The 26,401-nt window shown below is 72.2% G+C and carries 27 protein-coding genes; 14 read left to right on the top strand and 13 right to left on the bottom strand.

Annotated elements, in window-relative coordinates; all coding sequences use genetic code 11:
• The 8 genes from ACFV6X_RS19650 to ACFV6X_RS19685 form a co-directional block, all read right to left on the bottom strand.
• A complete protein-coding gene (locus ACFV6X_RS19650) occupies window positions 1-870 on the bottom strand; it encodes a glycosyltransferase family 9 protein (protein WP_385385162.1) in 870 nt (289 codons plus the stop codon).
• Complete coding sequence (locus ACFV6X_RS19655; protein WP_385385165.1) at window positions 867-1,964, bottom strand: NAD-dependent epimerase/dehydratase family protein; 1,098 nt, start codon at window positions 1,962-1,964, stop codon at window positions 867-869. Before ACFV6X_RS19655 ends, ACFV6X_RS19650 begins: the two co-directional genes overlap by 4 nt.
• A 421-nt stretch (window positions 1,965-2,385) precedes the next feature.
• The gene (locus ACFV6X_RS19660; protein ID WP_365445044.1) at window positions 2,386-2,580 is read right to left on the bottom strand and encodes a hypothetical protein; all 195 of its coding nucleotides are present in this window, start codon (window positions 2,578-2,580) and stop codon (window positions 2,386-2,388) included.
• 144 nt (window positions 2,581-2,724) lie between these two features.
• Window positions 2,725-3,597 (bottom strand): phosphatidylinositol-specific phospholipase C/glycerophosphodiester phosphodiesterase family protein, encoded by an 873-nt coding sequence (locus ACFV6X_RS19665; protein ID WP_385385167.1) that lies wholly within the window; start codon window positions 3,595-3,597, stop codon window positions 2,725-2,727.
• Between the two features lie 209 nt (window positions 3,598-3,806).
• Window positions 3,807-4,880 carry an acyl-CoA dehydrogenase family protein gene (locus ACFV6X_RS19670; protein ID WP_385385169.1) on the bottom strand — a complete coding sequence of 358 codons (1,074 nt, stop codon included), beginning with the start codon at window positions 4,878-4,880 and terminating at the stop codon, window positions 3,807-3,809.
• Window positions 4,877-6,058 carry an acyl-CoA dehydrogenase family protein gene (locus ACFV6X_RS19675; protein WP_385385170.1) on the bottom strand — a complete coding sequence of 394 codons (1,182 nt, stop codon included), beginning with the start codon at window positions 6,056-6,058 and terminating at the stop codon, window positions 4,877-4,879. Before ACFV6X_RS19675 ends, ACFV6X_RS19670 begins: the two co-directional genes overlap by 4 nt.
• Complete coding sequence (locus ACFV6X_RS19680; protein WP_385385172.1) at window positions 6,055-7,026, bottom strand: NADPH:quinone oxidoreductase family protein; 972 nt, start codon at window positions 7,024-7,026, stop codon at window positions 6,055-6,057. The genes ACFV6X_RS19675 and ACFV6X_RS19680 overlap by 4 nt, the downstream gene beginning before the upstream one ends.
• 209 nt (window positions 7,027-7,235) lie before the next feature.
• Window positions 7,236-7,808, bottom strand: a complete 573-nt coding sequence (locus ACFV6X_RS19685; RefSeq protein ID WP_385385174.1) for a helix-turn-helix domain-containing protein — start codon at window positions 7,806-7,808, stop codon at window positions 7,236-7,238.
• A gap of 77 nt (window positions 7,809-7,885) precedes the next feature.
• On the opposite strand from ACFV6X_RS19685, the gene ACFV6X_RS19690 reads away from it, so the two are divergent.
• The 8 genes from ACFV6X_RS19690 to ACFV6X_RS19725 all read left to right on the top strand — a co-directional run bounded on the left by ACFV6X_RS19690 (window position 7,886) and on the right by ACFV6X_RS19725 (window position 15,539).
• Window positions 7,886-8,824 carry an NAD(P)/FAD-dependent oxidoreductase gene (locus ACFV6X_RS19690; protein WP_385385176.1) on the top strand — a complete coding sequence of 313 codons (939 nt, stop codon included), beginning with the start codon at window positions 7,886-7,888 and terminating at the stop codon, window positions 8,822-8,824.
• 29 nt (window positions 8,825-8,853) lie between these two features.
• Window positions 8,854-10,392: an ATP-dependent DNA ligase gene (locus ACFV6X_RS19695; protein WP_385385178.1), complete on the top strand. Its 1,539-nt coding sequence runs from the start codon at window positions 8,854-8,856 to the stop codon at window positions 10,390-10,392.
• Window positions 10,389-10,859, top strand: a complete 471-nt coding sequence (locus ACFV6X_RS19700; RefSeq protein WP_385385180.1) for an NUDIX domain-containing protein — start codon at window positions 10,389-10,391, stop codon at window positions 10,857-10,859. The genes ACFV6X_RS19695 and ACFV6X_RS19700 overlap by 4 nt, the downstream gene beginning before the upstream one ends.
• A 70-nt stretch (window positions 10,860-10,929) precedes the next feature.
• Window positions 10,930-12,315 (top strand): NADP-dependent succinic semialdehyde dehydrogenase, encoded by a 1,386-nt coding sequence (locus tag ACFV6X_RS19705; RefSeq protein ID WP_385385182.1) that lies wholly within the window; start codon window positions 10,930-10,932, stop codon window positions 12,313-12,315.
• Window positions 12,316-12,340: 25 nt separating this feature from the next.
• Window positions 12,341-12,577, top strand: coding sequence for a DUF6213 family protein (locus ACFV6X_RS19710; RefSeq protein ID WP_365445014.1), 237 nt, complete (start codon window positions 12,341-12,343; stop codon window positions 12,575-12,577).
• Between the two features lie 105 nt (window positions 12,578-12,682).
• Entirely contained in the window at window positions 12,683-13,789 is a 1,107-nt protein-coding gene (locus tag ACFV6X_RS19715) for a type III polyketide synthase (protein ID WP_385385343.1), read from the top strand.
• 1 nt (window position 13,790) lies between these two features.
• Window positions 13,791-15,005: a cytochrome P450 gene (locus tag ACFV6X_RS19720; RefSeq protein WP_385385184.1), complete on the top strand. Its 1,215-nt coding sequence runs from the start codon at window positions 13,791-13,793 to the stop codon at window positions 15,003-15,005.
• Window positions 15,006-15,017: 12 nt separating this feature from the next.
• Window positions 15,018-15,539, top strand: a complete 522-nt coding sequence (locus tag ACFV6X_RS19725; protein WP_385385186.1) for a cupin domain-containing protein — start codon at window positions 15,018-15,020, stop codon at window positions 15,537-15,539.
• A 12-nt stretch (window positions 15,540-15,551) separates the two neighbouring features.
• On the opposite strand, the gene ACFV6X_RS19730 is transcribed toward ACFV6X_RS19725, so the two are convergent.
• Window positions 15,552-16,778: an acyl-CoA dehydrogenase family protein gene (locus ACFV6X_RS19730; protein WP_385385188.1), complete on the bottom strand. Its 1,227-nt coding sequence runs from the start codon at window positions 16,776-16,778 to the stop codon at window positions 15,552-15,554.
• A 170-nt stretch (window positions 16,779-16,948) separates the two neighbouring features.
• Between ACFV6X_RS19730 and ACFV6X_RS19735 the strand changes: the two genes are divergently transcribed.
• Window positions 16,949-17,590, top strand: a complete 642-nt coding sequence (locus tag ACFV6X_RS19735; RefSeq protein WP_385385190.1) for a TetR family transcriptional regulator — start codon at window positions 16,949-16,951, stop codon at window positions 17,588-17,590.
• Between the two features lie 34 nt (window positions 17,591-17,624).
• Here the strand turns inward: ACFV6X_RS19735 and def are convergent, their stop codons facing one another.
• Window positions 17,625-18,164, bottom strand: a complete 540-nt coding sequence (gene def, locus ACFV6X_RS19740; protein ID WP_385385192.1) for a peptide deformylase — start codon at window positions 18,162-18,164, stop codon at window positions 17,625-17,627.
• A 156-nt stretch (window positions 18,165-18,320) separates the two neighbouring features.
• Between def and ACFV6X_RS19745 the strand changes: the two genes are divergently transcribed.
• The 5 genes from ACFV6X_RS19745 (at window position 18,321) to ACFV6X_RS19765 (ending at window position 23,002) form a co-directional block, all read left to right on the top strand.
• On the top strand, window positions 18,321-19,559 hold the full coding sequence (locus tag ACFV6X_RS19745) for a MurT ligase domain-containing protein (RefSeq protein ID WP_385385193.1): 1,239 nt from the start codon (window positions 18,321-18,323) through the stop codon (window positions 19,557-19,559).
• Window positions 19,560-19,579: 20 nt separating this feature from the next.
• Window positions 19,580-20,311: a type 1 glutamine amidotransferase gene (locus tag ACFV6X_RS19750; RefSeq protein ID WP_385385195.1), complete on the top strand. Its 732-nt coding sequence runs from the start codon at window positions 19,580-19,582 to the stop codon at window positions 20,309-20,311.
• Between the two features lie 188 nt (window positions 20,312-20,499).
• The gene (locus tag ACFV6X_RS19755) at window positions 20,500-21,525 is read left to right on the top strand and encodes a 6-phosphofructokinase (RefSeq protein ID WP_385385197.1); all 1,026 of its coding nucleotides are present in this window, start codon (window positions 20,500-20,502) and stop codon (window positions 21,523-21,525) included.
• 112 nt (window positions 21,526-21,637) lie between these two features.
• Window positions 21,638-22,588, top strand: a complete 951-nt coding sequence (locus ACFV6X_RS19760) for a cytochrome c oxidase assembly protein (protein ID WP_385385199.1) — start codon at window positions 21,638-21,640, stop codon at window positions 22,586-22,588.
• 243 nt (window positions 22,589-22,831) lie between these two features.
• Window positions 22,832-23,002, top strand: coding sequence for a hypothetical protein (locus ACFV6X_RS19765; protein WP_385385201.1), 171 nt, complete (start codon window positions 22,832-22,834; stop codon window positions 23,000-23,002).
• A 6-nt stretch (window positions 23,003-23,008) separates the two neighbouring features.
• On the opposite strand, the gene ACFV6X_RS19770 is transcribed toward ACFV6X_RS19765, so the two are convergent.
• From ACFV6X_RS19770 to ACFV6X_RS19780, 3 genes are all read right to left on the bottom strand, one after another.
• A complete protein-coding gene (locus tag ACFV6X_RS19770) occupies window positions 23,009-24,214 on the bottom strand; it encodes a sensor histidine kinase (protein WP_385385203.1) in 1,206 nt (401 codons plus the stop codon).
• 91 nt (window positions 24,215-24,305) lie between these two features.
• Entirely contained in the window at window positions 24,306-26,018 is a 1,713-nt protein-coding gene (locus ACFV6X_RS19775; RefSeq protein ID WP_385385205.1) for a cation acetate symporter, read from the bottom strand.
• Between the two features lie 23 nt (window positions 26,019-26,041).
• Entirely contained in the window at window positions 26,042-26,401 is a 360-nt protein-coding gene (locus ACFV6X_RS19780) for a hypothetical protein (protein ID WP_385385345.1), read from the bottom strand.

The following is a 26,401-nucleotide window of genomic DNA, read 5'->3' on the forward strand; positions in this document are numbered from 1 at the left end:
TCACGCGTCGGCCAGCTTCCGCACGGCACTCGCCACCTCCTGTGCCGTGGCGTCCCCGCCTGCCAGGACGGCCGGCACGCCGTAGGGGCCGCGCCGCTCGGGCGGCGGCTCCGGGGGGACGAGCGAGACGACCGGCGTGCCGTTGGCCGCGGCCAGGTGGACCGCGCCGGAGGATCCGGCCACGACGACATCGGCGGCCCGCAGTACGCCGGACAGCCGCCGCGCGTCGGTTCGGCCGCCCAGGTCGACTGCCGTTCCGCCGCTTACGTACCCGGTCAGCGAGGTCTCCTCGGGGCCGCCGGTGACGACGACGCGGTGCCCCGTGTCGGCGAGCAGCGCGACGACCTCCGCGCAGCGGACGGGCGGGGATCCGGCACCGGGGTGGACGACGACGTAGGGACCGTTGCCGGTGAGGCCGACGGTGTCCGGCGCGGGCACCACGCGCAGCCGTCCGTCGTCTCCCGCTCGGGGGACGAAGCCCATGGCCGAGGCCGCGTCGAGTGCCGCCTCGACGTCGTGCCGGCCCGGAGGCCGGGACGGGACGCTCCGGTCGGCGCCGGTACGGGGCACCTGCGCCCGGCTCAGCAGGTCCACGGCGGACGACGGGTTCCCCCCGTAGGGTGCGAGGACGAGGGCCACGTCGTAGGCCTCGTCCCGTAGCCGCCGGACGAGGGCGGCATCGTCGTCGAGCGGCGATGCCCCGGGCACTTCGAGTACTTCGTCGACGTGCGGCAGCAGTCGCGCCGCGGGCACGCCACCGGGTTCGCAGAGCACGGCCACCCGGCCGGCCCGCGCGGCCACCGCGCGCACCGCCGGTCCGGCCAGCAGCACTCCGCCGAAGCCGTCGAGTCGCACGACGAGGGCCTTCACGTGAGCCGCTCCCCCGTCGGCCGGTCCGGGTCACCGGCAACGCGCACGCCCGGGCCTTCCTCGGGGCCCGTCGAGGGACCGCCGGTCACCGCATACTCGCCACCGGGTGTGCGCGGGCCCGCGAAGTGGTCGATCGTCCGCTTGAAGCCTTCCTTCCAGGACACCGTGGGCATCCAGCCGAACAGTTCGGAGGCGAACGACGGATCGGGCCGCCGCCGGGCGGGACCGGGGGTGTGAGCCGTGCCGAACTCCAGGCCCCCGCGGCAACCGGTCAGGTCGATCACCCGGCGGGCGATCTCCTGGACGGTCGTCTCGTCCCCGCCACCGATGTCGACGGGGCGCAGGGACCGGCTCGCGGCGACGCGCAGCACCCCCTCGACCACGTCGTCGACGTAGCACAGGGAGCGGGCGCCCGTCCCGTCGTCCTTCACGGTGACCGGACCGCCCGCCAGGGCCTGCTCGACGATGACCGGGATCGATTCAGGGCCGTCCGCGCGCATCCGCGGGCCGTAGGTGTCGAAGAGGCGCACGATTCCCGCGTCCGTGCCGTGCGCGACGGCGTACGCGGCCGTCAGTGCCTCGGAGAAGCGCGTGGTCACGTCGTACACCCCGCCGGGTCCGTCGGATGCGGAGTCGTCAGGCGCCTCCCCCGGCGTGGCAGGCCCCAGAGGGTCCCCGCGCACCCGCCCCGTCGAGGCGAGCAGGAACCGCGCCCCGGCCCGGGCCGCGACGGCCAGCGCGTTGCGGGTGCCGAGGCCGGCGGCGTCCAGCGCCTCCAGCGGGCGGTCCCGGCAGTCGGCCGGGGAGGCGGGACCCGCGCAGTGCAGGACCAGGTCGTAGGGCCCGTCCAGCGCGTCCTGCACATCGGGGTCCGTCACGTCGAGCTCCAGGAACCGGAAGCCCGGGTGGCCGGCGAGGTGCCGGATGTTGTCCGCCGAGCCGGACGACAGGTGGTCCGCGCAGTCGACGCCGACACCGGCTTCGATCAGGCGTTCGCATAAATGCGAACCCAGGAACCCTGCTCCGCCGGTCAGCAGGGCTCGCCGCCAGGGGGGCCGCGTCGCGGGCACCGCAGAAATGGCCGTCGTGGTCATCAGCCCGACCTCCCTTCCGCCGCTGAGGCACATGCCCCCTCGTGAAGCCCCCGCGGTGTCCGCCGCCTTTCGGCGACGGCAGCCCGAGTGCCCCCGCCGGGTCCTTCATACTCGGCCGCCCGCAGCGCCCGTGCCACACGAGCCTGCGCGAAGCGGTTCGTACGCGGCAGAGCGTTCAGGCTCGCCGCACTCGGGACACTCACAAGTGCGGCACCGGCCGGGGGGGACCGGTCGGCGCAGGGCCGGTGACCCTGCGGGGCAAGGTCGCGCTGGGCGGTTGTCCGGTGGGGCGGGTGCTGCTGCCGGCGGTGGACGGCGCACCCGAGTACCGCACCGGCCTGACGATCGCCGAGGTGGCGGACACGATGCGGCGGCTGGGCTCGGTGCATGCCTTCAGCCGACGATCAGGGACACAGGGACCTCACGGTCTGAGGCCGCTCACGATGTCGGCCGTGGCCGTGAGGCCGCTGTGGATGGTCGGGGCGATGCTCGAACCGGCGAGGTAGAAGCCGAGCAGCAGGCAGACGATCGCGTGCGTGAGCTTGAGCCCCCCGTTGCGTACGAAGATCACCGCCAAGATGAAGAGCAGCAGCACCACAGAGATGGAAATCGCCATCGTCAACCTCCTCCGCCACGTCCGCTTCGCGGCGTTCGGCCGCAAGTGTGGCGTAGCGGAGGGTTCCTCCGGGCGGCTGACCTGTCCCCCGAAAGTGTGGTGTCCGCGGCAGTGTGGTGTCCGCGGCCGGCGGGCGGGTGAGGGCTACGCCCGCTCGTGGGCGTCCAGGAACGCCTCCAGCCCGAGCAGGTCGTCGGTGTTGAGGAAATCGACGTCCGCGGCGAGCAACTCGCGCCACAGCGCGTCCCGTTCCGGCCCCGCGACGTCCGGCGTGGCCCAGAACCGCACCTTCTGCCCGCGCGAGTGCGCCGCCCGCATGATGCCGCGCAGCTTCTGCCGCTCGGCCGCCGGGAACTCGCCCGCGCCCCGCCAGGTGAAGTTCAGGGTCCAGTTGTCGCTGATCAGCGGGACGAAGGAGGCGGGCGCCGGGCTGCCGAGGTCCGCGAGCCGGCCGTCGTAGAAGGCGCGGCGCACCTTCTGCGTCTCCATCGGCCCACGCGCCGCCCGGTCGCCGGAAATGACGGCGGTGACCGGTCCGGGGAGGACCTTGCCGTGGGCGTACGTCGTGAACAGGTGCCGGTAGCGACGCAGATGACGGTCGAGTTCGCGGTAGGTCGAGGCGCCCTCGGTCTTGATGTCGATCAGCAGCTGGAGCGAGCCGCGGTGATCGCGGTGGACCGAGCCGCGGTTGGCCTTGACGCGGGCGGCGAGGGTGTCGAGGTAGAGGGACTCCAGGGTGCGGGCCGGGTCGAGGTCCTCGGGGTCGTGGGCGACGAGGAGCTGGTCGCCGACCAGGTAGATGTCGGCCTCGACACTGCCGAAGCGGTGGTCGAGGGCGTCGAGCAGCGGCCGGGGGTGCTCGTAGTCGTTGTGCGCGTGGGCACGCCACAACGGGCGCGGCGGGCGCGGGCGGGGCGTGCGGTCGTCCGCCAGCGCGCTCGCGCCGGGCAGGGCCACCGCGCCCGCGAGGGCGGCGCCGAAGGTGGTGAGGGCTCTGCGACGGGTGGTGAGGGCCATGCTCGGCCTCCCTGGTGTGGGCGGGGAACGGAACCTCAGCGAGTATGGGGTTCGCCGCCGCTCAACTGGCAGATGGCGGCGGTCGAGTTGGCCGGACCGCCGCCATGAGTTCACTTCACCGGCGTACACGCACCGAAAAGCCCGCCCCAGGTGGGACGGGCTTTCCTCAGGGTTCCCGCGTGCTTCGGCGGCGCGTCTCCAGATGTACCTCAGGGGGCCTGAAGGTCCACCAGCTCGGCAAGCGCCGTACGGTGGGCGCCCGCGGAGCCGTACGCGAGGGAGTCCGCCTTGGCCCGCTTCAGATACAGGTGTGCCGGGTGCTCCCAGGTCATCCCGAGGCCGCCGTGCAGTTGCAGCGCCTCCTCGGCGGCCCGCACGGCCACGGGCGCGGCGTACGCCTGGGCGACCGCCACGGGCACGTCGGCGTCCTCGCCGGTCGCCAGTGCGTCCGCCGCGCCGCGTGCCGCGGCCCGCAGGTGGACGACCTCCAGCCACCGCTGGGCGAGCCGGTGCTTGAGCGCCTGGAATCCGCCGACGGGTCGGTTGAACTGCTTGCGGTCCTTCAGGTAGCGGACCGTCTCGGTCAGCGCCCAGTCGGCGAGCCCGAGTTGCTCGGAGGCGAGCAGTCCGGCGCCGGCCCGCAGGGCGCGGCGGACGGCCGGTCCGGCCTCGCCGAGGCGACGGCCCGCAGCGCCGCTCAACGTGACGGTCGCAAGGGGCCGGGTGAGGTCGAGGGAGACCTGCGCAGTGACGGTCGCGGCCGAGGCGTCGACCGCGTACAGACCGCCGTCGTCCGCGGGTACCAGCAGCAGGCCGGCACCCGTCGCGTCGGCGATGCCCGTCAACTCGCCGTGCAGCGTTCCGCCTTCGAGCCGTACGGTCTTGAAGGCGGCGCCGGGAGCGGTGTGCAGGGCGACGGCGAGCGCACCGACCAGCGTCGCGGACGCCAGCTGCGCCAGCAGGTCGTCGGCCCCGCACTCCAGCAGCGCCTCCGTCGCGACGACGGCACTCGTCAGGTACGGCACGGGCGCGACCGCGCGCCCGAGTTCCTCCAGGACGACGGCGGCTTCCCGGTGGGTGGCGCCCTGGCCGTCCAGTTCTTGCGGGATCAGCAGACCCGCGAGGCCCATGCCGTCGGTGAGCGTCTTCCACAGCGAGACGTCGTGCGGGGTGTCCGACTCGGTGCGCGCGATCACCCCGGCCGGGTCGCAACGGTCGGCGAGCAGATCCCGCACCGCCGATCGCAGGGCCTCTTCCTCCTCCGAGTAGAGAAGATCGGTCATCGGGCCAGGTCCTTCCAGGCGACGTCCTTGTCGGTGCGCGGCTCGGAGGGCAGTCCGAGGACGCGTTCGGCGACGATGTTCAGCAGGACCTCGCTGGTCCCGCCCTCGATGCTGTTGCCCTTGGAGCGCAGGTAGCGGTAGCCGGCGTCGCGGCCGGTGAAGTCCACCAGCTCGGGGCGGCGCATGGTCCAGTCGTCGTACAGCAGCCCTTCCTCCCCGAGGAGTTCGACCTCCAGGCCGCTGATCTCCTGGTTGAGACGGGCGAAGGCGAGCTTCATGCCGGAGCCCTCGGGGCCGGGCTGGCCCGCGACGAGCTGCTGGCGCAGCCGTTCGCCGGTGAGCCGGGCGACCTCGGCCTCCACCCACAGGGTGAGCAGCCGCTGGTGGAGGTCGTGGGTGCGCAGTTCCGGGCGCTCGCGCCAGGTTGCGGACACGGGGCCGATCATCCCGCCCTCGCGGGGCAGTCGCATGCCGCCGATGGAGACGCGCTCGTTCATGAGGGTGGTCTGCGCGACGCGCCAGCCGTCGCCGACCTCACCGAGGCGACGCGCGTCCGGGATCCGGACGTCCGTCAGGAACACCTCGTTGAACTCGGCCTCGCCGGTGATCTGGCGCAGCGGCCGCACCTCGACGCCGGGGTCGGCCATGTCGCAGACGAAGTACGTGATGCCCTGGTGCTTGGGGACGTCCGGGTCGGTGCGGGCGATGAGGATGGCCCAGCGGGCGACGTGCGCGCTGGACGTCCACACCTTCTGCCCGTTGACCACCCACTCGTCGCCCTCGCGCACGGCCCGGGTGCCGAGCGCTGCGAGGTCGGAGCCGGCACCGGGCTCGCTGAACAGCTGGCACCAGACCTCCTCCCCCACCCACAGGGGCCGCAGAAACCGCTGCTTCTGCTCCTCGGTGCCGTAGCGCAGGATCGTCGGCGCGGCCATGCCCAGGCCGATGCCGATCCGCCGGGGGTCGTTGTCCGGTGCGCCCGCGGCCTCCAACTCGGCGTCGACCACCGCCTGGAGGGAGCGCGGGGCGCCGAGCCCGCCGAGCCCCTCGGGGTAGTGCACCCAGGCCAGCCCGGCGTCGAAGCGGGCTTTGAGGAAGTCGTCACGGTCCGTGGACGCGGGCGGATGCGCGGCCAGCAACTCCTGGGTCCGTCGGCGCAGTTCGGCGGCGTCGGTCATGCGGTCGCTCCGTTCCCGGGGACGACGGCGACGCGGCCGGTGGTCACTCCGTCGGCGACCCGCTGCACGGCGGCCGCGGCCCCGCTCAGCGGCACCCGCTCGCTCACCAGCGGCTTGATCGCGCCCCGGGCCGCCAGTTCGCTGAGCTGCTCGTGGCAGTGCTGGACCAGCTTCGGATTCCTGGTGTTGTACAGGCCCCAGTGCAGGCCGAGGATCGAGTAGTTCTTCACCAGGGCGTGGTTGAGCGCGGGGCTCGGGATCGCGCCGCTCGCGAAGCCGACGACCACGATCCGGCCCTCGAAGGCGACCGTCTTGGCGGACTGGGTGTACGCCTCGCCGCCCACAGGGTCGTAGATCACGTCCGCGCCCCGGCCGCCGGTGGCCTCCTTGACCGCCGCGACGACGTCGTCGGCACGCCGGTCGATCACGACGTCGCAGCCGAGCTCACGGGCGACGGCGGCCTTCCCGGCGCCGCCCACGACGCCGATGACCGTGGCGCCGGCCGCCTTGCCGAGCTGGACGGCGGCGCTGCCGACACCCCCGGCGGCGGCGTGGACGAGCAGCGTCTCGCCCGCTTCCAGCCGGGCCCGACGGTGCAGGCCGAACCAGCCGGTCTGGTAGCCGATGTGCAGGGCGGCTGCCTCGGCGTCGTCCAGGGCGTCGGGCGCGGGCAGCAGGGCGGCCGCGTCGGCGACGGCGTACTCGGCGAAACCGCCGTGCGGCAGCGCCGGGTTGGCGAGCACGCGGCGGCCGTCCTCGGTCTCGCCGCAGATCTCCACGCCGGGCGTGAAGGGCAGCGGAGGCCGGACCTGGTACTGGCCCCGGCAGAGCAGGGCGTCCGGGAAGTTGATGTTCGCGGCCCGCACCTTCAGCAGGACCTGGCCGTCGCCGGGCGTGGGCGGCGCCACGTCGCCGAGGCGCATCACCTCGCTCGGCTCGCCGTTCTCGTGCACCTGCCATGCCTGCATGCGGGGCCTCCACGGGGGACTGCGTCGTCTGACCGGGTCCACCGCATACTAAGCGGTCGCTTGCCGCACTGGGAACAGTCGGGTAGGTCACGCCTGCCCGGCAGCACGAGGAAGACCGCCCGTCGCCTCACGCCTGCATCGGCAGCGCGGGCAGGACAACCCGTCGCGTCACGCCTGCATAGGCAGCGCGGGCAGGACAACCCGTCGCGTCACGCCTGCTTCGGCCGCGCCCGCACGTGCATCCGCTCGCCCTGCGGCCCGAACAGGCTCAGGAACTCCACCGGCCCCTCCCCCGTCGACCCGAACCAGTGCGGCACCCGGGTGTCGAACTCCGCCGCCTCCCCTGCCGCGAGCACCACGTCGTGCTCGCCCAGCACCAGCCGCAGCCGCCCGGACAGCACGTACAGCCACTCATACCCCTCGTGGGTCCGCGGCTCCGGTTCGAGGGTGCGCTGCGGCTCCAGCACCTTGAACGCCTGGAGCCCGCCGGGCTGGCGGGTGAGCGGCCAGTGGACACGGCCGTACCTCTCGATCGGCTTGGACCGCACCCGCGGATCACCCACGGCGGGCGCGCCGACCAGCTCGTCCAGCGGCACCTGATGGGCCTGCGCGATCGGCAGCAGCAGCTCCAGGCTGGGCTTGCGCAGGCCCGACTCCAGCCGGGAGAGCGTGCTCACCGAGATGCCGGTCGCCTCCGACAGCCCGGACAGCGTCACCTCCCGCTCCTTGCGGATCCGCCGCAGCCGCGGCCCCACCCCTGCCAGCACGTCGTCGGTCGTCATGCCGCTATTGCAGATTCGGCAAACACATTTGTCAATCCCGCAGCGATCGGGCGACTGTCTCCGTGGAGGTGGTCACCATGACCGGAACAACCGAGTCGTACGAAGTGGTCGTCATCGGCGGTGGCGCGGCGGGCCTGTCCGCCGCGCTCGTGCTGGGCCGGGCCAGGCGCCGCACACTCGTCGTCGACGTGGGCGAGCCGCGCAACGCGCCGGCCGCGCACATGCAGGGGTATCTGTCGCGGGACGGTATGTCGCCCGCCGAGTTCCTCGCGATCGGCCGGGAGGAGATCGCGCGGTACGGCGTGGAGCTGGTCCGGGACCGGGCGGTGGACGTCACCCGGGGCGAGGACTTCGCCGTCGAGCTGGCGGGCGGCCGGACCGTGCGCGCCCGGCGCCTGGTCGTCACCACCGGCCTCAGGGACGAACTGCCGGACGTGCCCGGCGTCGCCGAGCGGTTCGGCCGGGACGTGCTGCACTGCCCGTACTGCCACGGCTGGGAGGTCCGCGACCAGGCGTTCGGCGTCCTCGCCACCGGCCCGCAGAGCGTGCACCAGGCGCTGATCGTCACCCAGTGGTCGAAGGACGTGACGTTCTTCCTGCACCGGGTCGCCGAGGAAGACCTGTCCGACGACGACCTGCGCCGGCTCGCCGCGGCCGGTGTCAAGGTGGTGCCCGGCGAGGTCGAGGGCCTGGTCGTCCAGAACGACCGACTCACCGGGGTGCGGCTGGCGGACGGCACGGCCCATGACCGGGAGGTGGTGTTCACGGCGCCCCGCGCCGTTGCCAGGACCGCTCTGCTGGAGCGACTCGGCGCCGAGCTGAACGAGACGCCGTTCGGCGCGTACGCCGTGGTGGACGCGACGGGTCTGACGACCGTGCCGGGCGTGTGGGCCGCGGGCAACGCCGTCGGCTTCGCCGAGCAGGTCGTGAACGCGGCGAGCGGCGGCTACCGCGCGGGCGCCACGATCAACGGGGAGCTGCTGATGTCCGACCTCGACGCGGCCGTCCAGGTGTAGGCCCCGCGTCCCCGGTGCACCATGACTGCATGCTGCTGACCCGGCTCGCCGACGTGTCCCGGGAGGTCGCCGCCACCTCGGCGAGGTCCCGCAAGATCGCCCTGCTCGCCGAGTTGTTCCGCGACGCGGAGCCGGACGACGTGCCGGTCGTCATCCCGTACCTCGCCGGCCGGCTGCCGCAGGGCCGGCTCGGCATCGGCTGGAAGGTGCTCGGCCGCCCGGTCGCGCCGGCCGCCGCGCCGAGCCTGACCGTGCGCGAGGTGGACGCCCGCCTCACCGCGATCGGCAAGGTCACCGGCACCGGCTCGCAGGCCGAGCGGGCCCGCCTGCTCGGCGAGCTGATGGGCGCCGCAACCGAGGACGAGCAGCGTTTCCTGATCGGCCTGCTCACGGGCGAGGTCCGGCAGGGTGCGCTGGAGGCGGTCGCCGTCGAGGGGCTGGCGCGGGCGACCGGGGCGCCCGCCACGGACGTGCGGCGGGCGGTGATGCTGGCCGGGTCGCTGCAGGACGTCGCCCAGGCGCTGCTCGCCGAAGGGCCCGAGGCCCTGGACCGCTTCCGCCTGACCGTGGGCCGCCCGGTGCTGCCGATGCTGGCGCACACCACGTCCTCGGTGACCGAGGCGATCGGCAAGCTGGGCGCCTGCGCGGTCGAGGAGAAGCTGGACGGCATCCGCGTCCAGGTCCACCGCGACGGCGACGACGTACGCCTCTACACCCGCACCCTCGACGACATCACCGACCGCCTGCCCGAGCTGACCTCGGCCGCGCGGGAGCTGCGCGGGGAGCGGTTCGTCCTGGACGGCGAGGTGATCGCCTTCGACGAGACCGGCCGGCCGCGCTCCTTCCAGGAGACGGCCGGCCGGGTCGGCTCCCGGGTGGACGTGACCACGGCCGCGCAGGCGGTCCCGGTCTCCCCTGTCTTCTTCGACGCACTGTCCGTCGACGGCCGCGATCTGCTCGACCTGCCGCTCGCCGAGCGGCACGCGGAGCTCGCCCGGCTGGTGCCCGAGCCGATGCGGGTGCGGCGGACCGTGGTCTCCGGGCCCGGCGACGTGCCCGCCGCGGAGGCGTTCCTCGCGGAGACCCTGCGCCGCGGTCACGAGGGCGTCGTGATCAAGGCGCTGGACGCGCCCTACAGCGCGGGGCGGCGCGGGGCCTCCTGGCTGAAGCTCAAGCCGGTGCACACCCTCGACCTCGTGGTCCTGGCAGCCGAGTGGGGCCACGGCCGCCGCACCGGCAAGCTCTCGAACCTGCACCTCGGCGCCCGCACGGCCGACGGCGGCTTCGCGATGCTCGGCAAGACGTTCAAGGGCATGACGGATGCCATGCTGGCCTGGCAGACCGAGCGGCTCCAGGAGCTGGCCGTCGCGTCCGAGGGCTCCGTCCTGACCGTGCGCCCCGAGCTCGTGGTCGAGATCGCCTACGACGGCCTCCAGAGGTCCACCCGCTACCCGGCCGGCGTCACCCTCCGCTTCGCCCGCGTGCTGCGCTACCGCGAGGACAAGCGCCCGCAGGACGCGGACACCGTCGAGACCCTGCTGGCCGCGCATCCGGAGGTCCGCCCGTGAGGTCGCGGCGCAGCGCGGGCCTGCTGTTGTTCCGGCACACCGAGGGCGGCCCGGAGGTGTTGCTGGGCCATATGGGCGGACCGCTCTGGGCCCGGCGGGACGCCGGCGCGTGGACCGTGCCGAAGGGCGAGTACGACCCCGAGGAGTCCGCCTGGGACGCGGCCGTCAGGGAGTTCCAGGAGGAGCTCGGGCTGCCGCCGCCGGACGGCGAGGCGGTGCCGCTCGGGGAGGTCCGGCAGAGCAGCGGCAAGATCGTCACGGCGTGGGCGGTGGAGGCGGACCTCGATCCCGGCTCCGTGACTCCCGGCACCTTCACCATGGAGTGGCCGCCGAAGTCGGGGCGCACCCAGGAGTTCCCGGAGCTGGACCGCGTCGCGTGGTTCGGGCTGGACCGGGCCCGCGAGGTGATCGTCAAGGCGCAGTCCGCGTTTCTCGACCGACTGGCGGAGCACTCGTCCCGAGGATGACCCGTACGCGTTGCGGCGCCCACCGCCGCGCGGGAAGGTCGAAGCACAGCAGCTCCTCAGGAGGTCAGCCATGCCCATCGCGACGGTGAACCCGGCGAACGGCGAGACGATCAAGACGTACGAGGCCATGGGCGCGGAGGAGATCGAGCGCCGGATCCAGCTCGCCGAGGCCACGTTCCGCACCTACCGGGAGAGCGGCTTCGCCGACCGGGCACGGCTGCTGAACCGGGCCGCGGACCTCCTGGACGAGGACGAGCAGGACATCGCCCGCGTCCTGACCACCGAGATGGGCAAGCCGGTCGAGCAGGCCCGTGCGGAAGCCGCGAAGTGCGCCAAGGCGATGCGCTGGTACGCCGCGAACGCCGAGCGCCTGCTCGCCGACGAGCAGCCCGCCGAGTCCGACGTCAGGGACTCCGGCGCCTCCCGGGTCCACGTCCGCTACCGGCCGCTCGGACCGGTGCTCGCGGTGATGCCGTGGAACTTCCCCCTGTGGCAGGTGATCCGCTTCGCGGCGCCCGCGCTGATGGCGGGCAACGTCGGCCTGCTCAAGCACGCCTCCAACGTGCCCCAGACCGCCCTCTACCTGGAGGATTTGTTCCACCGGGCGGGCTTCGCCGAGGGCTGCTTCCAGACCCTGCTCATCGGCTCCGGCGCCGTCGACGAGATCCTGCGCGACGAGCGGGTCAAGGCGGCGACCCTGACCGGCAGCGAGCCCGCCGGGCGCGCGGTGGCCGCCACGGCCGGGGAGATGGTCAAGAAGACGGTGCTGGAGCTGGGCGGCAGCGACCCCTTCGTCGTGATGCCGTCGGCGGACATCGACCGGGCGGCGCGGGTCGCGGTGACCGCCCGGGTGCAGAACAACGGGCAGTCGTGCATCGCCGCGAAGCGGTTCATCGTGCACACGGACGTCTACGACGCCTTCGCCGAGCGCTTCACCGAGGCCATGAAGGCGCTGAAGGTCGGTGACCCGATGGCCGAGGGGACGGAGGTCGGGCCGCTGGCCAGCGAGCAGGGCCGGGCCGACGTGGAGGAGCTGGTGGACGACGCCCGGCGCAGCGGTGCGACGGTGCTGTGCGGCGGTGAGCGGCCCGAGGGGGACGGCTGGTACTACCCGCCGACGGTCCTCGCCGGCATCACCCGCGAGATGCGCATCCACCGCGAGGAGGCGTTCGGGCCGGTCGCCACGCTGTACCGGGCGGGCGACCTGGACGAGGCGGTGCTCATCGCCAACGACTCGCCCTTCGGACTGAGTTCCAACGTCTGGACGCGCGAGGAGGCGGATGTCGACCGGTTCGTGCGGGACCTGGAGGCTGGCGGTGTGTTCGTCAACGGGATGACCGCCTCCCACCCGGCGTTCCCGTTCGGGGGTGTGAAGCGCTCCGGGTACGGGCGTGAGCTGTCCGGGCACGGAATCCGCGAGTTCTGCAACATCACGACCGTATGGCACGGAGCGTGAGGGTTCCAGGGCTACGATCCCCTTTGTGAACCGCGAAGTGACCCTGCCTCTGATCGTCGACGACCGCGGTACCTTGCAGGTGGCCGCGTCCGACGTGAGCAAGCTGCTCCGCACGGTGGGCGGCCGGTGGCTGCGGCTCGTCGAGGCCGGGCAGGAGGGGCTCGACGAGGACACCGTGGCTGCGCTGACCATCGAGCTGGCCAAGCTGGCCGACCGGATCGACGTGGCGTGCATCGCGCACAGCAGCGGAGCCGGTTCGTAGCAAGGGTAGCGAAAGCCGTCGTCGCCTGGACGGAGTAATCCCGCGAGAGATCGTGGCGCTCCCGGGTGATCGTGGGTTTACACCTTCTCGGAGGTGAACCACCTTCTGACCGGGGCTCAAGAGCCTTCCGGACGGCGAAAGCAGGCACGGTTCATGGCGACTTTGTGCAGACCCTCGGTGTCCGTTCCAGAACACGTGATCACGATGGAAGAGACGCTGGAGCTGGCACGCTCCCGCCACGCGGACCACCCCCAACTCCCGCTGGCCCTCAGGCTGATCGAGAACACCGGTGTGCGCACCAGGCACATCGTGCAGCCGATCGAGGAAACCCTCAAGCATCCCGGCTTCGAGGCGCGCAACAAGATCTACGAGTACGAGGCCAAGGCCCGCGTCCCGGCGGTCGTGCAACGGGCGCTCGACGACGCGGAGCTCCTCACCAGCGACATCGACGTGATCATCTACGTCTCGTGCACGGGCTTCATGATGCCCTCGCTCACAGCGTGGCTGATCAACGAGATGGACTTCTCCAGCACCACCCGCCAGATACCCATAGCCCAGCTGGGCTGTGCGGCGGGCGGCGCGGCCATCAACCGGGCCCACGACTTCTGTGTGGCCTACCCGGAGTGCAATGTGCTGATCGTGGCCTGCGAGTTCTGCTCGCTGTGCTACCAGCCCACCGACATCGGCATCGGATCGCTGCTGTCCAACGGCCTGTTCGGCGACGGCGTCGCCGCCGCCGTGGTCCGCGGCCGTGGCGGCACCGGCGTGAAGCTGGAGCGCAACGGCTCGTACCTGATCCCCAAGACCGAGGACTGGATCTCGTACGACGTCCGGGCCACCGGGTTCCACTTCCTGCTGGACAAGCGGGTGCCCGGCACCATGGAGCCGCTGGCTCCGGCCCTGCACGAACTGGCGGGCGCCCACGGCTGGGACGCCTCCGACCTGGACTTCTACATCATCCACGCCGGAGGGCCCCGCATCCTCGACGACCTCAGCAAGTTCCTGCAGGTCGAGCCGCACGCCTTCCGGTTCAGCCGGGCCACCCTCACCGAGTACGGCAACATCGCCAGCGCCGTCGTCCTGGACGCGCTGCGCAGGCTCTTCGACGAGGGCGGCGCGGAGCACCGGGCGCGCGGCCTGCTCGCCGGGTTCGGGCCCGGCATCACCGCGGAGATGTCCGTGGGGCGCTGGCAGATCGACGAGTCGGCGTGACATGAGCCAGGAGACCCTCACCGGGACCGCGCTCCCCGTCCGGCAGTGGCCGGCACTGGATCTGGCCGGAGTCGACTTCGATCCGGTGCTGCGCGAACTGATGGACGAGGGGCCGGTCACCCGGGTCCGCCTGCCGAACGGTGAGGACTGGGCCTGGCTGGTCACCCGCCACGACGATGTGCGCAGGGTGACCAACGACCCCCGGTTAAGCCGTGCGGCGGTCATGGACCGGCAGGTCACGCGGCTCGCCCCGCACTTCGTGCCGGCTCGTGACGCGGTCGGTCTTCTCGACCCGCCGGACCACACCCGGCTGCGCCGCTCCGTGGCCTCCGCGTTCACGGCGGGGGGCGTGGAGCGGGTGCGGGAGAAGTCCCGGCGGATGCTCGACGAGTTGGTGGACGGGCTGCTCGGGGGCGGCCCGCCCGCCGACCTCACGGCGGCGGTGCTGAGCCCGTTCCCGATCGCGGTGATCTGCGAGCTGATGGGCGTCCCGGCCGCCGACCGGCAGAGCATGCACGACTGGACGCAGCTGATCCTTTCCGCCACGCACGGCGCGGACGTCAGCGAACGGGCCAGGGACGAGATGGGCGACTACTTCACCGATCTCATCGGGCTCAGGGAGAACAGCACGGGCGAGGACGTCACGTCCCTGCTCGGCGCCGCCCTGGGCCGGGGCGAGATCACGCTGGAGGAGGCCGTGGGCCTCGCCGTGCTGGTCCAGATCGGTGGTGAGGCGGTCACCGGCAACAGCGGGCAGATGTTCTACGTCCTGCTCACCCGGCCGGACCTCGCCGAGCGACTGCGCGCCGAGCCGGGAATCCGCGCCCAGGCCGTCGACGAGCTGCTGCGCTGGATCCCGCACCGCAACGCCGTCGGCCTGTCCCGGATCGCCATGGAGGATGTGGAGATCCAGGGCCGGCTGATCCGCGCGGGCGACGCGGTCTACGTGTCGTATCTCGCGGCGAACCGGGACCCGGACGTCTTCCCCGACCCCGGGACGATCGACTTCGCCCGTGAGCCCAACCCGCATCTGGCGTTCGGCTTCGGGCCCCACTACTGCGTGGGCGGCATGCTGGCGAAGCTGGAGTCCGAGCTTCTGGTCGACGCCCTGCTCGACCGGGTGCCGGGCCTGCGGCTGGCCGTGCCGCCCGAGGAAGTGCCCTTCAGGAAGGGCGCCTTGATCCGAGGGCCGCTGGCCCTGCCCGTGACCTGGTGAGGTGAGCACACGGTGACCGCGACCGAAGGACTGCTGGTACCGCCCGGCCATGGCCGGATCGTCGAGACCCCGGCCCAGCACGTCACGTTCAAGGTGACCGGTGCGCACTCACGGATGGCGTCCACCTTCGAGGTGCTCGTCCCTCCGGGATTCGACGTCGGCGCCCATGTGCACACCCGCAGCGAGGAGTTGTTCTACGTGCTGGAGGGCGAGCTGGACGTGCTCGCCTTCGAGCCACGCGTCCGGACCCCCGACAACTGGCAGAAGTGGGAGTCCCGTTCGGGCAACCAGGTGGTCCGCGCGACACCGGGCACGGTGATCGTCGTACCGCCGGGCTGCCCGCACGCGTTCGCCAATCCGACGGAGACCCCGGCGAAGATGTTCTTCCAGGCGTCCCCGCCGCCGGATCACGAGCGGTACTTCGAGGAGCTGCTGGAGATCCTCAGGGACGGGGGTCCGCCGGATCACGCGGCGATCGAGGCACTCCGGGCCAGGTACGACATCGAACAGCTCACCCCTCTGAAGCACCGGTGAGCACCGCGCGTCCTACCGGAGAGGCATCCCCGAGAGCGCCCGGGCGATCACCAGCCGCTGGATCTCGCTGGTCCCCTCGAAGATCGTGTAGATCGCCGCGTCCCGGTGCATCCGCTCCACGGGGTACTCGCGGGTGTACCCGTTGCCGCCCAGGATCTGGATCGCCTGGGCGGTGACCGTCTTCGCGGTCTCGCTGGCGAACAGCTTGGACATCGACCCCTCCGCGGCCGTGAACGGCTTGCCGTTGACAGCCATCCAGGACGCCCGCCACACCAGCAGCCGCGCCGCGTCGATGGACGTGCGCATGTCCGCGAGCTGGAACGCCACGCCCTGGTTGTCGATGATCGGCCGGCCGAACTGCTCACGGGTCGTCGCGTAGTCCAGCGCCACCTCGTAGGCTGCCCGGGCCGTGCCCACCGCCATCGCGCCGACGGCGGGACGGGACGCCTCGAACGTGGCCATGGCCGCGTTCTTCAGCCTCTCCCCACCGGTCCTCGCCCGCTCCCGGGCCCGCGCGAGCCGCTCGTCCAGCTTGTCCTTGCCGCCGAGCAGGCAGGAGCCTGGCACCCGGACGTCGTCGAGGACGACCTCGGCGGTGTGCGAGGCGCGGATGCCGTGCTTCTTGAACTTCTGGCCCTGGGACAGCCCGGGGGTGTTCGGCGGGACGATGAAGGAGGCGTGGCCCTTCGAGCCCAGCTCCGGGTCCACGACCGCGACGACCACATGGACGTTGGCGATGCCGCCGTTGGTCGCCCAGGTCTTGGTGCCGTTGAGGACCCATTCGTCCTTGGCCTCGTCGTACACCGCGCGCGTGCGCAGAGAGGCCACGTCCGAGCCGGCGTCGGGCTCGGATGAGCAGAAGGCGGCGACCTTGACATCGTTGGCGTCGCCGTACATCTGAGGGATCCAGGTGCCGATCTGCTCCTCGGTGCCGTTGGCGAGCACGCCCACCGCCGCGAGGCCGGTGCCGACGATCGACAGGGCGATGCCCGCGTCGCCCCAGAACAGCTCCTCCATGGCCATCGGGATGCCGAGGCCGGTGGCGTCGAAGTACTGCTGCGCGTAGAAGTCGAGGGAGTAGATGCCGACCTTGGCGGCCTCCTGGATGACCGGCCAGGGAGTCTCCTCACGCTCGTCCCATTCGGCGGCCGCGGGCCGGATGACATCGGCGGCGAAGCCGTGCAGCCAGTCCCGGACCTCCTTCTGTTCGTCGTTGAGCTCCATGGTGAACTCGGCCATGTCCCCTCCAGCGGCGCGCACTGCATGTTACTTGCGGTAACCGCAGTCTGTTACCGCCGGGTAGGAAAAGTCAACTCACCACGATCCCTCGGCAGCCCGTTCGAGTCGCCGGTCGTGTCAGGTGTTAGTTTGCGCTGGCGTCACCGATTGAGCACGGGTGGGGAGAGCACATGGACACCACGCAGCGGACCGAGCAGCAGAGGTCCGCCGACCGCCGACGGCGCGAGTTGCTGGAGGCCGCCGACCGCGTCGTGCTGCGGGACGGTCCGCAGGCGTCGATGAACGCCATCGCGGCGGAGGCGGGCATCACGAAGCCGATCCTCTACCGCCACTTCGGCGACAAGGGCGGACTGTACGCGGCACTGGCCAAACGGCACACCGACGCGCTGCTCGACTCGCTGCGGGCCGCGCTGGACGCTCCGGCGGAGCGGCGCGAGCGGGTGGAGGCCACGCTCGACACCTACCTCGCGGCGATCGAGGCCCGGCCTCAGGTGTACCGCTTCCTGATGCATCCGGCGGAGGGTTCGCCGGGAGACCAGGGCTTCGACGTGGGCAAGCACTCGGCGCCGTTGCTGCGGCGGATGGGTGAGGAACTGGCCCAGGTGATCGAGGAGCGGCTCGATCTCGGGCCGGAGAGTCAGCGGCTCGCTCGGGTCTGGGGGCACGGGATCGTCGGGATGATGCATGCCGCCGGGGACTGGTGGCTCGGGGAACGGCCCTGTTCGCGGGCCGAGTTGGTGCGGTGTCTCGCCGATCTGCTGTGGGGGCGGCTCGCCGCCGCGGGGGACCGGGTGGGGGGGCCGGGCTTCTGAGGCCGTGTACCGTCCGCCCCTCAGGGACACCGTCTCACCGGCGCCATGAGGCTCGGGACACCTGCCGCATCAGGCGTCTGTGGCGCCGGCCCCGGACACGGTCCGCGTAGACCGTACCCTCCAGGTGGTCGCACTCGTGCTGGAGGCAGCGGGCGAAGAAGCCGGTGCCGTGGATCGTGATCGGGTCGCCCGTCGTCGTCACCCCCTCCACCACCGCGTGGTCGTAGCGCTCCGTGCCCGCTTCCAGGCCCGGCAGGGACAGACAGCCCTCCGGGCCGCGGATCACCACGCCGTCCGCGTCGACCAGGCGCGGGTTGACCACGTGGCCCAGGTGCCGTACGTCCTCGTCGTCGGGGCAGTCGAAGACGAAGACCCGCAGCGGCTCGCCGACCTGGTTCGCGGCCAGGCCGACGCCCTGGGCGGCGTACATGGTCGCGAACAAGTCCTCCACGAGTCGGGAGAGTTCGGGGCCGAAGTCGGTGACTTCCGTGCAGGGTGTGTGCAGGACCGGGTCGCCGAGCAGGGTGAGGGGCCGGACACGCCCGTGAGCGCCCGGGATGGAGCCTTGTCGCATGCCGGCAAGGGTACGGTCCTCGCTGGCGCGCTCCCCGCGCGCGGGGATCGTGACGGTGCCGCGATTCGGGCAGGTGAGTGGATCTCGATAGGCTGAGGCATCACCACGTTGCCGGATGCTACGGCGCGGCGCGTACGCAAGGAGGATCGAGAACTGATGGCAGGCAACTCGGACCCGCTCTCGCCGCGGGCCAAGCTGGCCGTGACCGCGGGCAAGGCGGTAGCTGCGGCATCACGCGCAGCGGGACGCGGCAGCGGTTCGGTGATCGGTGGCCGGGTGGCCCTCAAACTCGACCCCGACCTTCTGGCCCGGCTCGCCCAGAACCTGGACGTGATCCTGGTGTCGGCGACGAACGGCAAGACCACGACCACGCGGCTCATCGCCGAGGCGCTGCGCGCCGCTGGCCCCGTGGTGTCCAACGCGCTCGGCGCCAACATGCCCGCCGGCATCACCTCGGCGCTGGCAGGCGGCTCGGACGCCAAGTTCGGTGTCATCGAGGTCGACGAGAAGTACCTGGCCGGTGTGGCCCGGGACACCGACCCGAAGTGCATCGCGCTGCTGAACCTCTCCCGCGACCAGCTCGACCGTGCCGCCGAGACCCGGATGCTCGCCGAGAACTGGCGTGAGGGGCTCGCCGGCACCAAGGCCGTGGTCGTCGCCAACGCCGACGACCCGCTGGTGGTGTGGGCGGCGTCGTCCTCCCCCAATGTGATCTGGGTCGCCGCCGGGCAGATGTGGAAGGACGACGCCTGGTCCTGCCCGTCCTGCGGCGGTGTGATGCGGCGCCCCGGCGACGACTGGTTCTGCGGCGACTGCGGCTTCCGCCGGCCCACGCCGAGCTGGGCGCTCTCCGGCGACCACGTGCTCGACCCGCACGGCTCCGCCTGGCCGATCCACCTTCAGCTGCCGGGCCGCGCCAACAAGGCCAACGCCACCTCCTCGGCGGCCGTCGCCGCCGTGTTCGGGGTGCCGCCACAGGTCGCCCTGGAGCGGATGTACCAGGTGCAGGCCGTGGCCGGACGGTACGACGTGGTCCAGTTCATGCAGCGCGATCTGCGGCTGCTGCTCGCCAAGAACCCGGCCGGGTGGCTGGAGACGTTCTCCCTCATCGACCCGCCGCCGACGCCGGTGATCCTGTCCGTGAACGCGCGCTCCGCCGACGGTACGGACACGTCCTGGCTGTGGGACGTCGACTACACGCGGCTGACCGGGCACCCGATCTTCGTCGTCGGCGACCGCAAGCTGGACCTCGCGGTGCGGCTGGAGGTGGCCAACCAGCACTTCCAGGTCTGCGACAACCTCGACGAGGCGGTGCAGAAGGCCCCGCCGGGCCGGATCGAGGTCATCGCCAACTACACCGCGTTCCAGGACCTGCGCCGCCGCGTCGGCAACTGACAAGACTTCAGGGGACTTTCGTGAGCGACAACCAACTGCGGGTCGTCTGGATCTACCCGGACCTGCTCAGCACGTACGGCGACCAGGGCAACGTCCTCGTCGTGGAGCGCCGGGCCCGGCAGCGGGGCCTGGACGTGGCACGGCTCGACGTGCGCAGCGACCAGCCGATCCCGACCTCCGGTGACATCTACCTGATCGGCGGCGGCGAGGACCGCCCGCAGCGGCTCGCGGCCGAGCGGCTGCGGCGGGACGGCGGTCTGTACCGGGCCGTCGAGAACGGCGCGATCGTGTTCTCGGTGTGCGCCGGCTACCAGATCCTCGGGCACGAGTTCATCAACGACCTCGGCCAGCGCGAGCCCGGCCTCGGCCTGCTCGACGTCGTCTCGGTGCGCGGCGAGGGCGAGCGGTGCGTCGGTGACGTGCTGGGCGACGTCGACCAGCGGCTGGGCCTGCCCCCACTGACCGGCTTCGAGAACCACCAGGGCATCACCCAGCTCGGCCCCACGGCCCGCCCCCTCGCCCGGGTGCGGTTCGGCAACGGCAACGGCACGGGCGACGGCACGGAGGGCGCGTACAACGACACGGTCTTCGGCACGTACATGCACGGACCGGTGCTGGCCCGGAACCCGCAGATCGCCGACCTGCTGCTGAAGCTGGCGCTGGACGTCAACGCGCTGCCGCCGACCGACGACCACTGGTACGAGGCGCTGCGCGACGAGCGCATCGCGGCGGCGCAGCAGCAGCCCGCCTGAGGCGACGTACAGGCGCGGTGGGGCACCGCTCGGCAAGCCCGTCTGACGGGTCGTCCGCACAGGTGAGCGCGGTCGTCCAGCAGTCGGACGCACGGTTCGGTCCCGCCCCCCTGTGCCGCTAGGGTGGCGGGGATCGAGCCGGACAGCGTGGTCCGGACCCGGCCCACGTCGAGAAGGTATTTCGGGCTATGCGCATTGGTGTCCTCACCTCCGGCGGCGACTGCCCCGGTCTGAACGCCGTCATCCGGTCCGTCGTACACCGTGCCGTCGTCGACCACGGCGACGAGGTCATCGGGTTCCGGGACGGCTGGAAGGGCCTCCTGGAGTGCGACTACCTCAAGCTCGACCTGGACGCGGTGGGCGGCATCCTCGCCCGCGGCGGCACCATCCTCGGCTCCTCCCGGGTGCGTCCCGAGCATCTGCGCGACGGTGTGGAGCGGGCCAGGGGGCATGTCCAGGAGCTCGGCCTCGACGCGATCATCCCGATCGGCGGTGAGGGCACCCTGAAGGCGGCCCGGCTGCTGTCGGACAACGGGCTGCCCATCGTGGGCGTGCCGAAGACCATCGACAACGACATCGCCGTGACCGACGTGACCTTCGGCTTCGACACCGCGGTGACCGTCGCGACCGAGGCGCTGGACCGGCTCAAGACCACCGCCGAGTCCCACCAGCGGGTGCTGATCGTGGAGGTCATGGGCCGGCACACCGGGTGGATCGCCCTGCACTCCGGCATGGCGGCGGGCGCCCACGCCATCGTCGTACCGGAGCGCCCCTTCGACATCGACGAGCTGACCGCGAAGGTCGGCGAGCGGTTCGAGGCGGGCAAGCGGTTCGCGATCGTCGTCGTGGCGGAGGGCGCGAAGCCGCGGCCCGGCACCATGGCGTTCGACGAGGGCGGCAAGGACGTCTACGGGCACGAGAGGTTCGCGGGGGTCGCACGGCAGCTCTCCGTCGAGCTGGAGAACCGGCTCGGGAAGGAAGCGCGGCCGGTCATCCTCGGGCATGTGCAGCGCGGCGGTACGCCGACCGCGTACGACCGGGTGCTGGCCACGCGGTTCGGGTGGCATGCGGTGGAGGCCGCGCACCGGGGGGAGTTCGGGAGGATGACCGCGCTGAACGGGACGGACATCGTGATGGTGCCGTTGGCGGAGGCGGTCGAGACGCTGAAGACGGTGCCGTCGGACCGGTACGCCGAGGCGGAGTGCGTGCTGTAGCCGTCCCCCTCCCAAGTGGGATGCGGTTGCCCCCGGTGACATGAGTCGCCGGGGGCAGTTCTAGTCTTGGGGCGGACAGACAGCACAACCCGTACGAAACAGGAGCCGTCGCATGGATCACAGCGGGCACGGCATGACCATGGACTTGCCGCCGTTCACGCTGGGGCGGGGGCTTCAGTGGTCGCCGGAGCCGTTCTTCCTCGTGGCCTGCCTGCTGGGGCTCGCGCTGTACGGGTGGGGCGTCGTCCGGCTGCGGCGGCGCGGGGACAGGTGGCCGGTCGGGCGGACCGTGTCCTTCGTCGCCGGTGTGCTGACCATCGGGCTGATGATGTGCACCCAGCTGAACGACTACGGCATGGTCATGTTCAGCGTGCACATGGTGCAGCACATGGTGATCAGCATGCTCTCGCCGATCCTGATCCTGCTCGGCGGCCCGATCACCCTCGCGCTGCGCGCGCTGCCGCCCGCCGCCCGGGGTCACAAGGGGCCGCGCGAGCTGCTGCTGGCGCTGCTGCACAGCCGGTACATGCGGATCATCACGCACCCGGCGTTCACGATCCCGCTGTTCATCGCCAGCCTCTACGCCCTGTACTTCAGCCCGATCTTCGACTTCCTGATGGGCTCCAAGCCGGGGCACATCGGGATGATGGTGCACTTCCTCGCCGTCGGCCTGGTGTTCTTCTGGCCGATCATCGGCGTGGACCCGGGGCCGCATCGGCCCGGCCACCTGATGCGGATGCTGGAGCTGTTCGCGGGCATGCCGTTCCACGCGTTCTTCGGCATCGCGCTGATGATGGCCTCGACACCGATGGTCGGCACCTACGCCGACCCGCCCGCGTCGCTGGGCATCGACGCGCTCGCCGACCAGAACGCGGCCGGCGGTATCGCCTGGGCGTTCAGCGAGATTCCGTCCGTGCTGGTGCTGATCGCGCTGCTGTTCCAGTGGCAGGCCTCGGAGCAGCGCCAGGCCCGGCGCAAGGACCGGGCCGCCGACCGCGACGGCGACAAGGAGCTCGAGGCCTACAACGCCTATCTGGCCTCACTGCAGGCACGCAGCCGTTGACCTGCCCTTCCGGGCGGTTCCTTTCCGTGGGAAGCCCGGCGGGCGGCTGCGGGCCGCGTGTCCGGTGCTGGGTGGGGCACGGGCCCTCGGGTTCACCCGAATGGACCAGGGGCCGACGCTCGTCCGGCGGCTCCTGGACGGGCGGGGCGTTCCGGAATTACTGCCCTCATTTCGCCGTGTGCGCCGTCAGGAGGCAGAACCGGGGCACCATGGGAGGGGACGAACCACGAGGAGGGTGTTGCGATGCCCGGTTCTACGGACGGTTCTACGAAGGCGATGGGGGTGCTCACCGTGGGCGGACTAGTCGTGGTGACCGCCTACACAGTGGCGCTCGGCAGCAACGGCTGGCTGTGGTTCGGCTGGGTCGTGCTGGGCCTGATCACCCTGGGGATGGTGGCCACCCGCAGCGCCTGAGGTGGTTCACTCGCGGGTGAGCCGCCCCGCCGAGTGCACGCCCGGCTGGTACTTCGGCAGCCGGGCGGTGACCTTCATACCCGCGCCGACGGCGGTCTCGATGACGAGGCCGTAGTCGTCGCCGTAGACCTGCCGCAACCGGTCGTCGACGTTGGACAGCCCGATCCCGCCCGACGGGCTGACCTCCCCGGCGAGGATGCGGCGCAGCAGGTCGGGGTCCATGCCGGCGCCGTCGTCCTCGATCACCACGAGGGCTTCGGCGCCGGTGTCCTGGGCGGTGATGCTGATGTGGCACTTGTCGGCCTTGCCTTCGAGGCCGTGCTTGACGGCGTTCTCGACGAGCGGCTGGAGGCAGAGGTAGGGCAGGGCCACCGGCAGTACCTCGGGGGCGATCTGGAGCGTGACGGAGAGGCGGTCGCCGAAACGTGCCCGGACGAGCGCCAGGTAGTGGTCGATGGCGTGAAGTTCGTCGGCGAGCGTGGTGAAGTCGCCGTGCCGGCGGAACGAGTAGCGGGTGAAGTCGGCGAACTCCAGCAGCAGTTCGCGGGCGCGCTCGGGGTCGGTGCGCACGAACGAGGCGATGACCGCGAGCGAGTTGAAGATGAAGTGCGGCGAGATCTGGGCGCGCAGGGCCTTGATCTCGGCCTCGATGAGCCGGGTGCGGGACTGGTCCAGGTCGGCGAGTTCGAGCTGTACGGAGACCCAGCGGGCCACCTCGCCGGCCGCCCGGACCAGCACGGCGGACTCGCGGGGCGCGCAGGCCACCAGGGCGCCGTGCACTCGGTCGTCGACGGTGAGCGGCGCGACCACCGCCCAGCGCAGGGGGCAGTCCGGGGCGGCGCAGGTCAGCCGGAAGGCCTCACCGCGGCCCGTTTCCAGCGGGCCGGTCAGGCGGTCCATGATCTCGGCGCGGTGGTGGGCGCCCACTCCGTCCCAGGCGAGGACCCGTGTGTCGTCGGTGAGGCACAGCGCGTCCGTGCCGAGCAGGGAACGCAGCCGACGGGCGGACTTGCGGGCCGTCTCCCCGGTGAGGCCGGCCCGCAGCGGGGGTGCGGCGAGGGAAGCGGCGTGCAGGGTCTCGAAGGTGGCGTGCTCGACAGGGGTGCCGAGGCCGCCGAGGCTCTCGGGGCGGGCCGTACGCCGGCCCAGCCAGAAGCCCGCGGCGAGCAGCGGGAGTACGGCGACACACAGCCCGGCGATGAAACCGCTCATGCCGACCCCTCCCTCGGACACCCCGGGGCCTGCGAGCAGCCGGTCACACCGCCACCTCTCCCGGACACCCCCAGAACCTGCGAGCAGCCGGTCATGCCTTCACCTCCGCCCGGACTTCCTCCGGGAGATGGAACCGCGCGAGGATCGCCGCCGTCCCCGCCGGGACCCGGCTCGCGGTCGCGAGCGACACCAGCACCATCGTGAGGAAGCCCAGCGGCACCGACCACAACGCGGGCCAGGCGAGCAACGCGTGCAGCGGCCCCGGTCCCGGGAAGCCCGCCATGGTCGCGGCCACCGCCAGGAAGGCCGAACCGCCGCCCACCAGCATCCCGGCCGCCGCCCCCGGCGGAGTCAGCCGCCGCCACCAGATGCCGAGCACCAGCAGCGGGCAGAAGGACGACGCCGACACGGCGAAGGCCAGCCCCACGGCGTCCGCCACCGGCAGCCCGCCGACGAGCACGCTCCCGGCGAGCGGCGCGGCCATCGCGAGGGCCGTGCCGAGCCGGAAGTGCCGCACGCCCCGCGCGGGCAGGACGTCCTGCGTCAGCACCCCCGCCACCGCCATGGTCAGCCCCGACGCCGTGGACAGGAACGCCGCGAAGGCCCCGCCCGCCACCAGCGCGCCGAGCAGATCGCCGCCGACGCCCCCGATCATGCGCTCCGGCAGCAGCAGGACCGCCGCGTCCGCGTCACCGGTGAGGGTGAGTTCGGGGGCGTAGATGCGGCCGAGGGCGCCGTACACCGGGGGCAGCAGGTAGAAGCCGCCGATCAGGGCGAGCACGGCGACCGTCGTCCGGCGGGCGGCGACCCCGTGCGGGCTGGTGTAGAAGCGGACGACGACGTGCGGCAGGCCCATGGTGCCGAGGAAGGTGGCGAGGATCAGTCCGTACGTGGCGTACAGCGGGCGATCCTCGTGGCTCTCGGCCGGTGACGGTGTGATGCCGCCGCCGCTCGCGGGGTCGGCCGTGGGGACGGGGGTGCCCTTGTCGAAGGTGAGGCGGGCGCCCTGTGCGATGCGGTGGGTGCCGGCCGGGAGGTCCAGCCGCCGCTCCTCGTACACCCGCCCGTCGACCGTGCCGCTCACCGTCACCGTCAGCGGCCTGTCGAGCTTCAGGTCGAGGGTGTCGTCGACGCGGATGACGCGCTGTTCGCGCAGGGCGGCCGGTTCGTCGAAGGCGTCGCGGGGGGCGCCGTCGCCCTGCCAGGCGAGGACGAGGAAGAGGGCGGGGACCAGGAGGGCGGTGAGCTTGAGCCAGTACTGGAAAGCCTGCACGAACGTGATGCTGCGCATGCCGCCCGCGGCGACGATCGCGGTGACCACGACGGCGACGATGATCCCGCCGAGCCAGTCGGGCGCTTCGGTCAGGACCGTCAACGTCAGTCCGGCGCCCTGGAGTTGGGGCAGCAGGTACAGCCAGCCGACGCCGACGACGAAGGCGCCCGCGAGCCGTCGTACGGCCGGGGAGGCGAGGCGGGCCTCGGCGAAGTCGGGCAACGTGTAGGCGCCGGAGCGGCGCAGGGGGGCGGCGACGAAGACGAGGAGCACCAGGTAGCCGGCGGTGTAGCCGACGGGGTACCAGAGCATGTCCGGGCCTTGGACGAGGACCAGTCCCGCTATGCCGAGGAAGGACGCCGCGGAGAGGTACTCGCCGCTGATCGCGGCGGCGTTCAGGCGGGGGCCGACGGTGCGGGAGGCCACGTAGAAGTCGGAGGTGGTCCGGGATATGCGCAGGCCGAAGGCGCCGACGAGGACGGTCGCCACGACGACCAGGGCGACGGCGGGGACGGCGTAACCGGAGTACATGAGCGGTCCTGTCGGTGGTCCTGTCAGCGGTCCTCGACCAGGCGGACGAAGTCGCGTTCGTTGCGCTCGGCGCGGCTGACGTACCAGCGGGCCAGGAGGACCAGGGGCGCGTACAGGCAGAAGCCGAGGACCAGCCACTCCAGGCGGCGGGCGTCGGGGGCGGTCGCGAACACCAGCGGCAGGGGGCCGACGAGCAGGACGAGGACCGCGAACGCCGTGAGGGCGGCGCGCAGTTGGGTGCGCATCAGGGAGCGGACGTAGGTGTGACCGAGGGTGGTCTGCTCGTCGATCTCGGTCTGCGGGCGGTAGTAGCCGGAGGCGCGGCGGGCGCCACGGCGTGGGCCGGTGACGACGACACGGCGTTCGGTGGGCTCCTGGGGCAC

It is taken from the genome of Streptomyces sp. NPDC059861 (assembly GCF_042731435.1).
Classification (GTDB): Bacteria; Actinomycetota; Actinomycetes; order Streptomycetales; family Streptomycetaceae; genus Streptomyces.